The 12,043-nt window shown below is 39.2% G+C and carries 10 protein-coding genes; 4 read left to right on the forward strand and 6 right to left on the reverse strand.

The features are described from left to right. Positions 1-157: 157 nt before the first annotated feature. Together rlmF and FTU34_RS13030 are read right to left on the reverse strand one after the other, a co-directional pair. Entirely contained in the window at positions 158-1,132 is a 975-nt protein-coding gene (gene rlmF, locus FTU34_RS13025) for a 23S rRNA (adenine(1618)-N(6))-methyltransferase RlmF (RefSeq protein ID WP_180035874.1), read from the reverse strand. A gap of 382 nt (positions 1,133-1,514) precedes the next feature. Beyond that, a complete protein-coding gene (locus FTU34_RS13030; protein ID WP_180035875.1) occupies positions 1,515-1,682 on the reverse strand; it encodes a hypothetical protein in 168 nt (55 codons plus the stop codon). Between the two features lie 414 nt (positions 1,683-2,096). Here FTU34_RS13030 and FTU34_RS13035 point away from each other — a divergent pair, with 414 nt between their 5' ends. Beyond that, positions 2,097-3,185: an aldehyde reductase gene (locus FTU34_RS13035; RefSeq protein ID WP_257226290.1), complete on the forward strand. Its 1,089-nt coding sequence runs from the start codon at positions 2,097-2,099 to the stop codon at positions 3,183-3,185. Positions 3,186-3,250: 65 nt separating this feature from the next. Here FTU34_RS13035 and FTU34_RS13040 read toward each other — a convergent pair whose 3' ends face one another. Both FTU34_RS13040 and omp38 read right to left on the reverse strand, forming a co-directional pair. Then, positions 3,251-5,428, reverse strand: a complete 2,178-nt coding sequence (locus FTU34_RS13040; RefSeq protein ID WP_180035876.1) for a TonB-dependent siderophore receptor — start codon at positions 5,426-5,428, stop codon at positions 3,251-3,253. A 431-nt stretch (positions 5,429-5,859) separates the two neighbouring features. Beyond that, positions 5,860-6,909, reverse strand: a complete 1,050-nt coding sequence (omp38, locus tag FTU34_RS13045; protein WP_180035877.1) for an outer membrane protein Omp38 — start codon at positions 6,907-6,909, stop codon at positions 5,860-5,862. 378 nt (positions 6,910-7,287) lie between these two features. Here omp38 and FTU34_RS13050 point away from each other — a divergent pair, with 378 nt between their 5' ends. The 3 genes from FTU34_RS13050 (at position 7,288) to FTU34_RS13060 (ending at position 9,754) form a co-directional block, all read left to right on the forward strand. Continuing rightward, entirely contained in the window at positions 7,288-7,809 is a 522-nt protein-coding gene (locus FTU34_RS13050) for a GspH/FimT family pseudopilin (RefSeq protein ID WP_180035878.1), read from the forward strand. 113 nt (positions 7,810-7,922) lie between these two features. Next, the gene (locus FTU34_RS13055; protein ID WP_180035879.1) at positions 7,923-9,098 is read left to right on the forward strand and encodes a thiolase family protein; all 1,176 of its coding nucleotides are present in this window, start codon (positions 7,923-7,925) and stop codon (positions 9,096-9,098) included. 206 nt (positions 9,099-9,304) lie between these two features. Further along, positions 9,305-9,754: a VOC family protein gene (locus FTU34_RS13060; RefSeq protein ID WP_180035880.1), complete on the forward strand. Its 450-nt coding sequence runs from the start codon at positions 9,305-9,307 to the stop codon at positions 9,752-9,754. A gap of 71 nt (positions 9,755-9,825) precedes the next feature. On the opposite strand, the gene FTU34_RS13065 is transcribed toward FTU34_RS13060, so the two are convergent. Both FTU34_RS13065 and FTU34_RS13070 read right to left on the reverse strand, forming a co-directional pair. After that, positions 9,826-10,311 (reverse strand): DUF934 domain-containing protein, encoded by a 486-nt coding sequence (locus FTU34_RS13065; protein WP_180025006.1) that lies wholly within the window; start codon positions 10,309-10,311, stop codon positions 9,826-9,828. Next, entirely contained in the window at positions 10,304-11,947 is a 1,644-nt protein-coding gene (locus FTU34_RS13070) for a nitrite/sulfite reductase (protein WP_078194255.1), read from the reverse strand. The genes FTU34_RS13065 and FTU34_RS13070 overlap by 8 nt, the downstream gene beginning before the upstream one ends. Positions 11,948-12,043 lie beyond the last annotated feature (96 nt).

Here is a 12,043-nt window from a genome sequence, read left to right on the forward strand (position 1 = left end):
GGATGCTGTTTTTTGTAACAATTAACAATACGTCTTGTTTAGCAAAAATATCTCCAGATTGATTCAACACACTGTGCTTATCGCTATAGGAAACTTTATACTGATGCCCTATGCATTGCTGTCAAAGACAAGGCGAAAATCTCCAACGAAGACAGACTTAAGCTGAAGTCCAACGTGCATTCTTCCATGCTTGCTGCTGCTTTAAATCTAAAAAAGTCCAAGCGACAAAACGGCTTTCTTTTTGTCCCTGTGTCATTTTAATCGTTTTTACATCCACTGCACCGCTCTTCGCTATAGCTTTTAAGAGCACAGGCAATGTTATTTTCTTGGAAACCAGCGTACTAAACCATAGGCATTGTTCAGCAAACTGGATGCTCTCTTGTACCATTTGGCAGACAAATCGCTCTTCGCCTCCATCACACCAGAGTTCGTTCTTTTGACCGCCAAAGTTTAATACCACCTTGCTCCGATCAACTGGCTTGCCCAGTTTTCTTAATTTTTGCGTTGCTGTCGCGTTGGCTTCATCTTGCGAGGCATGAAATGGTGGATTACACATGGTCAAATCAAAACGATCTGAAGGTTTAATCACACCATTGAAAATATTGCTCGCTTTTTTTTGCAATCGAATCTGAATGCCTTTACGCAGATTCGGATTTGCCTCCACAATAAATTGAGCACTTTTAACCGATGCAGCATGTATGTCTGAGCCTACAAATTTCCAGCCATAGCTGCGATGACCAATAATCGGATAAATACAGTTCGCACCAACCCCAATATCTAAGACTTGAACGTTGTGTCCTGTTGGAATCTGCCCTTTGTTGTTGGCACTTAACAAGTCAGCCAAATAGTGAATATAGTCAGCCCTGCCCGGAATAGGCGGGCAAAGAAAATCTTTGGGAATATCCCAATATTGAATGCCATAAAAATGCTTAAGCAATGCTTTATTGAGCATTTTCACAGCGTGTGGATCAGAAAAATCTACCGATAAATCATTATATTTATTTGGGCTGACAAAAGGTGCAAGTTCCGGACAGCTCTGTATTAACTGAGGAAAATCGTAACGACTGCGATGCAGATTTCGTGCATGTAATTCCGATTTTTGCTGCGGAAAAGATTTCTTTGCTTGCGCCATGTATATGCCAATATCCAACGGGAGAACAGAATCAACTGATAAGGCAGGATCTATACCTGCAAATTAATCGATATTGTACGTGAATTTGACCATCAATGACGCCCCAATCCTTTTATTTGTCTATCTGCAAAATTAATAACAACTAAGATATTTATGCTTATTTTATCTAGACATTTTTGTTTGCTATATCATTAAACAAAACCGCAGAACATTGATTGAATAATAGTCGCGAAACATGAAGAATCAACAAAAAAAACCAATCAGCGTTGATTGGGCTTTTTTTATCACATAACACAATGATTTATATAAAATAATTTTTTTAATTTTATATAAGGTGTATTATGTTAATTTTAGATAGTCTTAACAAATACTAGATCTAATACTAATCTTCGTCAGTTTTTTTATTCAAAACTACAATTCCACCAATAACCATTGCTGCACAAATTAAAAATGCAAATCCCGTTCCTGCGAAGAAAAAGCTTTTCCAAGCAAGCACACCTAAAATGATTAATCCCCATCCCAGACAATATTTCTTTAGATTAGATAACATTTTTTAGCCTAATATCTTATAAATCATTATCTTAATATAATAATTATTTAATTTACTCTAGGTCGCTTCTATACGTTTATTTAACGACCAAATATGAAACATCCCATTTAACATAATGGCTGTTATACGAAATGAAGAAGCCTATAACTCTGATCTAGGCTTTAAATTAAAGCTCACAAGTTAGATATGACTCTTTGTCCATTAATCTGTGAGGTTTTGCATCCATAATCATAAGAATAGCCATCTATCCAACATTCATCCCATATTCGCATATTTTAAGATCAATAAAAAAGTACTTTTTCAGCATTCACATGCATTCTCTGCTGAATTTAGTGCGCATTAAACCCAATCATCAACATATATTTTTTCAAATCAATCAAAGACAAAACTAAATATTCTCAATATGATAAAAAAATGCGTCAATTAAAGTTGAAGAATATGAATAGCAAGACAACAAGACAGATACTCGTCACAGGCGCGACAGGCTATATTGCCAGTTGGGTCATCAAAAATTTACTCGAATTAGGGCACACGGTACATGCCACAGTTCGTGATCTGAATAAAACATCAGGATTTGCACATCTCGAAAAAATTGCAGCTGATACAACTGGCACTTTAAAACTATTCCAAGCCAATTTATTAGATGAGGGTGCATTTGATTCAGCCATGCAAGGTTGTGACATTGTGATCCACATGGCATCCCCTTTTGTAGTGACCAACTATAAAGACGCAATAAAAGATATTATTGAGCCGGCCATTTTAGGTACTGAAAATGTGCTCAACAGTGTCAATAGAACTGAGTCAGTAAAACGTGTTGTCGTGACTTCAAGCATCGCATCAACCTATGGTGATGCCATTGATATTCTACAGACCGAGCATAATGAATTTGATGAATCGCACTGGAATACCTCCAGCTCAGAAACTCATCAGCCTTATCCATATTCAAAAGTGATGGCTGAGCGCAAAGCATGGGATATGCAAAAAGCACAACAACGCTGGGATTTGGTTTGTGTAAATCCAGCCTTAGTGATGGGCCCTTCATTAACAGCATCGACTCAGTCTGGCAGTGTTGAGGTTTTACAGCAGTTTGCCAACGGTATGACTTTGGCGGGTGTTCCACCAATGTGGAATGGAATTGTCGATGTCCGTGATGTCGCCGATGCGCACGTACAAGCAGCATTAAACCCTAAAGCATCAGGTCGTTATATCATTAGCGGTGGTACTTTAAGTTTATTAGAAATGGGGAAAATATTACGCTCGCATTTTGGTAATAAATTTCCATTTCCGCGCAATACCTTACCGAAGTTTGCCTTTAAAGCATTTGGCCCTCTTGCAGGTTTCCCACGAAAGTTTGTTGAACTGAATATGGGTTACCCAATTTACTTTAATGCTGAAAAAAGTAAAAAAGAATTGGGCATTGAGTACCGAAATATTCAACAAAGTGTGGTTGAACATTTCCAACAATTACTCGATGACGGTGTGATTAAGCAATATATTCCGTAAATCATTCATTTGCAAAAAAGCCACCTTGAATAGGTGGCTTTTTATATTAAAAAAACTAATCTAACTTAGAAATCAAAAGTCACGCCGACTTTATAGGTACGTGGACCACCCACTAAGGCATAACCTGAGTTGAATGTACCTTCCCAATATTTCTCATCAGTCACGTTAGCAATATTGGCTAAGAATGTAGTATTTACACCACCCAAATTGGTTTTATAACGCGCACCTAAATCTAAGATTGTATAGTCTGGTAGTTTAAGTGCATTGGTTTCATTTAAGTACTGTTCACTCACGTAGTTTGCACGCGCATTCACATTTAATCCATCTACATAAGGTACTGCATAATCTAAGCCAAGCGTTGCGGTAAAGTCAGGAATACCATATACCGAATTACCTTGATTAGTTACACCATTTTTCAACGCTGCTTTGGTATATTCAGCATCGATATACGCCAAACTACCCATCAGATTTAGACCTGTATAAATCTCTCCTGAAAATGCCCATTCCACGCCACGTGAACGTGTTTCTGCATCATCTGTGGTAATTTGATTGATTGTACTATTGGGTTGACCATCAGAATATGAAGATACCATGGTCGATGGTTTTTCAATTTGATAAAGGGCAAATGTATTCAACCAAGAACCTGCTTGATATTTTGCACCCAATTCATATTGTTTGGTTTGGAATGGCGCAAAGGTGACATTATTGTTGGCATCTGCAACGTTATTCACCGTTACACCTTCAGAAAGACCTTCAACATAGTTTGCATAAATAGAAAGATTCTCACCAAATGGTTTAACCACAACACCTAAGCTTGGCGAAATTTTATCATCTTGATAGCCAGTCTTTCTTTGTAAATTCTTGGTATCGATATCCTGATAGCGTGCACCAACAATCAGCTGCAATTTATCATTTAACATTGAAATCTGATCAGATACCGTATAGCTGGTATATTTATTATCTAAATTCGGTTTAACCATTGGGTACGCTGAAGGCATCCCTACAGTCGTGTTGGGATCATACAAATTAGTTGAATCAATATTCTCTTGCGTCGCTTTCACATGCTGATCTGTTTCTTTGGTCAAATAATCAGCTCTGACATTTATAGCATGTTTTATAGCACCCGTATTAAACTTATAATGAATACCTGTATTTGATGATGTAATCGACTCAGATGACCCTGTACGATAGTACTGTGAAGTTGCATGACCATCAGCTTGCCCTACGATAAGACGTGTACCAAAAATGTGCCCGCTATAGACCTTTTCAACATGCCCTACACCCGCATACACATTTAAATCAGGCGTGAATGCATATTCACCACTTAATCCTACAAACTCACTGTCAGTATGACCTTCTAAATTCCTAAAGTAATTGGTATCTCCTTTAGGCGCATCAAGTACGCCATTATAGATATGACCATGTGCGTCTTTCACGCCGAACGCGACCATTGCAGGTGACCCACCATTACGATCATCACGTACCGCATAGGCATCAAAATTAAGTTTTAACTTATCCGTTGTATAGTCTGCAGCAATTGCACCTGATGCATGTTTATCTTCCATGCCTTCAATAATGTGCTCACCTTGACCATAAGCACCATTCACACGTAGACCAAATTCTTTTTCAGCACCAAAACGTCGCGAAACGTCAAAACCTGATTGGTAAAAACCACCTTCTTCCATTGAAGCTGAAACTTGAGTTTTTTCTTTATCTGCACGCTTAGTTTTAGCGATGACCACACCACCGACCCCACCAGCAGGCGACATACCTGCAACCAAGGCATTCGGGCCTTTTAAAACCGTTACCGAATCTAAAATTTCAGTCGGTACGCGTCCATAAGGCGCCATACCGTACATACCATTGAGTGCAATGTCATCGTGATTGATGTCAAAGCCACGAATATTAAAGTTTTCGTTTATATGACCTTGGTTGGTGGTAATACGGATACTCGCATCATTTTTTAAAACTTCACCAACTGTCCTAACCTGCTGTTCTTCAATTAACTTTTCACTATATGCAGCAACGCTAAAAGGCGTATCAACAATTTTTTTATTTCCCAGTGCACCAAGGTCTGTCTGCGCTTTCAATTTTCCATTTGCAAGCTGCTTTTCGGCTGGCACTTCAACTTCAATTGTTTCAAGCACGGTTCGCTCTGCTGCATTTACTACTGCAGATGTACCCACCCCTAAGATCGCGATTGAAATCGCACGGACTAAATGAGTTTTTGGAAAATTGATCATTGTTGAACGCTTAATTTATTTGAATAAGAATCATTATTATATTTAGAATAATTCTTAACTGCATCATGAATCTCGATGATAATATTTTTTTAATGAAAAATATAAATATTCATTTTTTATAAATTGTAGATAAGACAAATGTAAATAATTGTTTATTATTAATTTTATAAAAAATAAAAACACAAACTGTGCATGTTAAATTAAAGTTCTCAGGCAAACAAATGATTAATTAATATACAAATAATTTGAATTTTTACATACTTAATTGCTACATGAATAGATGTATCCATTTACATCCTACGATTATTCAAAAGTTAATAAGGCATTTTAGTTAGTGCCTTTTAGCCAAATTTAAGTCTCTTTTTTAATTTTTTAACAAAAAAAAAGCGACTCAAAAGAGCCGCTTTTTTCTAACCGAAGTTAAACTCAAATTATTGAGCTTGACCAGGTTGAGCCACTACAGTACGGCTACCAGAAATCGTAGCGAATACGCGACGGTTCATAGCACGGCCTTCTTTAGTGTTGTTGTCAGCGATCGGTTGATCCCACGCGAAACCTTGAGTAGATAAACGAGCTGGGTCAACGTTGTATTCGTTAACAAGTGAAGATTTAACAGAGTTAGCACGAGCTAGTGATAAACGTTCGTTTAGAGCACGTGGACCAGTGTTGTCTGTGTGACCTTCGATTTTAGCTGTAGCATTAGGGTATTCGACTAATTTTTCAGCTACTTTAGCGATTTCAGGTTTGTATTGATCTTTGATGTTTGATTTGTTTGTATCAAAGAACACACGAAGTTCCATGTTAAGATCTTCAGTCAACTCTTGAGGAGCTGGAGCAACTGGAGCAACTGGAGTTACAGGAGCAACTTCAACTACAGGAGCAGCAGGTTTCAAGTGACCGCCAAGAACTACGTTAAGACCAGCTAAAGCTGTGTAGTTCCAGAAATCTTCATCGATGTTGTAAGTAGCACGAGCTTCAGTACGTAGAGATAAAGCATCGTTTAAGCGCCAGAAAGCACCTAGACCAGCATTACCCAAAGTACCTTCTTCAGTAGTACCACGGTCAGCACCTAAACCACGAGCAGCAGCTTCGTCAAATTTGTATTTGTAGTGACCAGCACCTAACAATACATATGGCTTAACTTTGCTGTCATAGTTTTTAGTGATCAAATCAGAAGTAGCATAGAAGTTACCGTTGATTTGAGTTTGTTTGTACTCACCCCAATCAGTATCCACATCGCCTTTAACTTGGTTGTATTCAGCTTCGAAACCTAACCATGGAGTTAATTCAACACCAAGTGCTGCACCAACAAACAAGTCGTCTTGTAGCTCTGGACCTTCAGTAAGGTTGCCACGGCTGTTGTTGTGTTCAGAATCTTGGAAAGTGTAACCAAGCATTAATGGAGTAACAGTTACGCCTGCGTTTGCAGCTGCTAAAGGAGCAGCTACGAGCATTGCTAATGCAATACGACTCATTTTCATGGATTTATCCTCCAGAGATAACAATTGTTGTTCAAGCTCAAGCCGAAAAATTGGCTATCCTGAGATAGGCTTTCTTATACCCCAGTTTTTTTTTTAAGCTATTCACGCTGAATCATACAAACACTTTTTTCTTTTTCCAAGTGCTTGATTAATCTAATCAAGTAAATTATTGACAAAATTACTTACAATTTCCGTTGTAATTCGGTAAATTTTTACTCAATTTTGAGCAGTGAATCGCCTATTGTCACTTGCTATTTTCATTTTAACAGCTTTATCTAAAATTGAGTAATAAAATTCTATACTCAAAATTAATATCGCCATTAAAAACACATATAACATTAAACATATAAAAACAATATTAAATTTTGGATTAAATCAATGCCTTACAATAAAGAAACCGGCTTTAATCTATTTGAACTTTTGGTCTCAATCGCGATTATGGTCATTATCGTGACGATAGCTTTACCACATTTCAACAATTTAATGGCGCAGCGAGAAGCGAATAACATCAAATCGACTATTCAAAATCACAATGCATTCGCACGGGCTCAGGCCACAATTTATCACTCCAATATTGTGATTTGTCCTAGTCTTAACTTTAAACTTTGCCAACCTAACAACTGGAACAGTGGTCTGATCATATTTATTGACAGTAATAAAAACCGTCAAGTCGACGCAAATGAAAAAATATTGCTGCAAGATAAACTCAATTTAAAATATGGCGATCTGTCTTGGCGTGGGACTTTACACATTCCGAGCCTAACCTTTCAGGCTAGCTCCGGTTTACCCAATGGTTCAAATGGTAGTTTCTACTACTGTTCGAAATCAACGCTTCAACCGATCCGAGCAGTCTTAAGTCGAATGGGACATTTACGATTTGAAAACCCAACCAGTTGCTAATTTGAGAACCGGTGAGTCCAAAGCAGCCTTTTAAATTTGCTTTATTCCTGTTCAATTTTACTTATACTGCTGACGTATTCAAAAATTAATGTATAAGAAAATGGAGACATGTAATGACTGATATCGTCATCGTGAATGGTGCCCGTACTGCAATGGGTGGTTTTCAAGGGAGTTTAGCCGCTGTCACTGCACCAGAATTAGGCGCAGTTACGATTAAAGCAGCCATCGAACGCGCGGGTATACAACCGACAGATGTTGAAGAAGTCATTATGGGTTGTGTGCTTCCGGCTGGCCTGAAACAAGGTCCTGCCCGTCAAGCGATGCGTCAGGCTGGTCTTCCAGATTCAACTGGTGCCGTAACCATCAATAAGCTGTGTGGTTCAGGTATGAAAGCTGTTATGCAAGCGGCAGATATGATCAAGGCAGGATCAGCTCAAGTCGTAGTTGCAGGTGGTATGGAATCAATGACCAATGCACCGTATGTATTGACCAAAGCACGAGCTGGCTACCGTATGGGCCACGGTGACGTTAAAGATCATATGTTTTTAGATGGTTTAGAAGATGCAGAAACGGGCCGACTCATGGGTTCTTTTGCGCAGGATATGGCAAATACCAAAGGCTATACACGCGAACAAATGGATGACTTCGCCATTCGCTCGCTTAAACGTGCTCAAACTGCAATTAATGAGGGTTATTTTGCTGACGAAATCGTGCCTGTCACTGTTTCGAGTCGTAAAGGCGATGTGATTATCGATAAAGACGAACAGCCTTTTAACGCTAACATCGAAAAAATTCCAACGCTGCGCCCTGCTTTTGCTAAAGATGGAACGATTACCGCTGCCAATGCAAGTTCTATTTCTGATGGTGCATCTGCTTTAGTTTTAACTTCAGCAGATCAAGCTTCAGCAAAAGGTTTAAATCCGCTCGCAAAAATTGTGGCTTATGCATCAAATTCACAGCATCCTTCAGAATTTACTATTGCACCTGTAGGCGCAATTCAAAAAGTTCTAGATAAATCGGGTTGGAATGTTGCTGATGTCGATTTATGGGAAATTAATGAAGCTTTTGCCATGGTCACGATGTGCCCTATTGATGAATTTAAATTAGATGCTGAAAAAGTAAATATCAACGGGGGTGCTTGTGCGCTTGGACATCCTGTTGGTTCTACAGGTTCACGCATTATCTTAACGCTGATCCATGCATTAAAACGTACAGGTGGTAAGCGTGGTATTGCAGCGCTGTGTATTGGTGGTGGTGAAGCAACTGCTGTGGCGATTGAATTGCTTTAATGCTCTGTAGACTCCCTTCACAAAGGGCTATTTAGAGGGAATATTCTTTAATCCTCCCCTAACCCCTCCTTTAATAAAGGAGGGAGACTGAAAACCCCTCTGTAAGAGGGATTTTTTATGCTTACATTTTATACATAAATTGTTCACATACAGCTCAGCCAAGGCTCTTAAAATAAATGTCGACATAATAAAAATGGATGACCACCATGCAGCTCAATCACTACTTGAATTTTCTAGGCAATACCGAAGCAGCCTTTAATTTTTATCGTTCCGTATTTGGTGGAGAATTCATCAATGTGATGCGTTATGGCGATATGCCTGCCGAGGAAGGCATTTCACTATCCGATGCAGATCAGCAAAAGATTATGCATATTTCCCTACCGATCAATGAATTTACCGTGCTGATGGCCTCAGATGTCAGCGAACAATTTTGTGCTCAAACCAACCAACCCTTTACCGTAGGCAGCAATCATTATATTTCGATTAATTTAGACAGTAGTGAACAAGCTGAAGCCAAACGACTGTTTGATGCATTGTCCAAAGGTGGCTCTATAGAAATGCCTATCGAAAAGACCTTTTGGGGTGCACTCTATGGCGCATTTACCGATCAGTTCGGTATTAAATGGATGGTCAATTGCCAGCTTGAAAACGAATAATCACTCATTAAAAGTATTTCGATCAATAAAAAAAGCCTCCGAACAGAGGCTTTTTTAATCAATCATGGCACTTAAGCACCAGTTTGATAATGCGCTTGCGGCACTGCAGTTGAAGCTTGATATGGATTGGTAAAATCACCTAAGCCTGAAGCAGCTTCAGCAATATCTTTACCTTCTTTCACTACAAAAGTATCGAAACCTGAACGCTTCATGTAGTTCAACACATCTTTGAATACATCACCTGTTGCACGTAGCTCGCCTTGAAAACCTTGGCGACGTAACAACGCAGCAAATGAATAGCCACGACCATCGTTAAAACCAGCAAACTCGATAAAGATTGCATCTAACTGATCAAGCGGGAATTCATTGGTTTCAGGTGAAGCATCCACCGTTACGAAAAGTGCTTTTTTACCACTTACATTCGCAAGTTGATCTAACTGCTCAACTGTTAAAACCACGTCACCTTGGGGCAACACACCATCTTCACCAATGACTTGGTAAGTATTGTCTGCAATCGAGCCATCTTTAGAGAGGACTTGTAGTGCTGTATTAAGCATATGCACGCTCCTTAAATGGTTGGATGCCAACACGGCGGTAAGTATCAATAAACTCTTCGCCTTCTGCACGAAGGTCTAGATAAGTATTTAAGATTTCTTCGATGATGTCTGGTACAACTTCGGCTGCAAATGATGGGCCTAAGATGTCACCAATCGATGCATCATGGTCTGCATTACCACCCAAAGTGATTTGATAGAACTCAGCACCCTTTTTGTCTACACCTAAGATACCGATGTTACCCACATGGTGGTGACCACACGCATTCATACAACCAGAGATGTTCAGATCCAATTTACCTAAATTGTAAATGGTATCTAAGTCATCAAAACGACGTGTAATGGCTTCAGAAATTGGAATCGATTTCGCATTTGCTAATGAACAGAAATCACCACCTGGGCAGCAAATGATATCGGTTAAGAACCCAATATGCGCACGTGCAAGATTGTGTTGATCAAGGATTTTCCATAGATCAAACAAATCTTTTTGCGGTACATCCACAAGCGCAATGTTTTGCTCATGTGTGGTACGGAACTCACCAAAGGTATATTTGTCAGCCAAGTCAGCAATCAGGTTCATTTCTTCAACAGTCATATCGCCCGGTGCAATACCCGCACGTTTCAAAGAAATCGTAACGATGCGGTAACCTTTGACTTTATGTGCATTGGTGTTGATGTTGAACCATTGTTTAAATTTCGGCTCTGCGGCAAATTGCTCTGCAAAATCTTCATCCGCATAATCTTGGTAATCAAATGGTGTGAAGTTCTCATCCATTTTCGCCAAGGTATCAGCATCAATTTTTAAAGTTTTGATGGTATGTGCAAATTCAGCTTCCACTTTCTCTGCAAATACTTCTGGTGTTAATGCTTTCACCAAAATTTTGATACGTGCTTTATATTTGTTATCACGACGACCGTGTAAGTTGTATACACGAAGTACCGCTTCTAAATAAGCAATCAAATCTTCACGTGGCAAGAAGTCACGAATAAAGCTACCAATCACTGGTGTACGGCCTAAACCACCACCAACTTTGATTTTATAGCCAATCTCGCCTGCTTCATTTTTCACGATATACACACCGATATCATGGAAAGACGTTGCCGCACGATCAGTTTCTTCCAGTGCTGAAACTGCAATCTTGAACTTACGTGGCAAGAAAGCGAATTCTGGGTGGAAAGTTGACCATTGACGAATCAATTCACACGTTGGGCGTGGGTCAGCAATTTCACCCGCAACCACACCTGCATATTGGTCAGTAGTTGTGTTACGAATACAGTTACCCGAAGTTTGAATCGCATGCATTTGAACAGATGCGAGCTCTTGTAACATATCAGGCACATTTTCTAGTGCAGGCCAGTTAAACTGAATGTTTTGACGAGTAGATACGTGCGCATAACCACGGTCATAGTCCTGAGCCAATGACGCAATTTTACGTAATTGTTTAGAATTCATCAGGCCATAAGGTACTGCAATACGTAGCATCGGTGCATAACGCTGTACATAAAGGCCGTTTTGAAGACGCAGTGGACGGTATTCATCTTCCGTCAATTTACCTGCTAAATAACGTTCCGTTTGATCACGGAACTGTGCAACACGTTCATTAACCAGTTGCTGGTCAAAATCAGTATATAAATACATGGCGTACAGCTAGTAATTTCTATTATAACAATGCACAGCATAACGAGATTTTATCTATCAAGAAAATGCGTTTTTTACATATTTAATAGCGATTTT

The organism is Acinetobacter sp. YH12094, from assembly GCF_013419295.1.
GTDB classification, from domain to species: Bacteria; Pseudomonadota; Gammaproteobacteria; order Pseudomonadales; family Moraxellaceae; genus Acinetobacter; species Acinetobacter amyesii.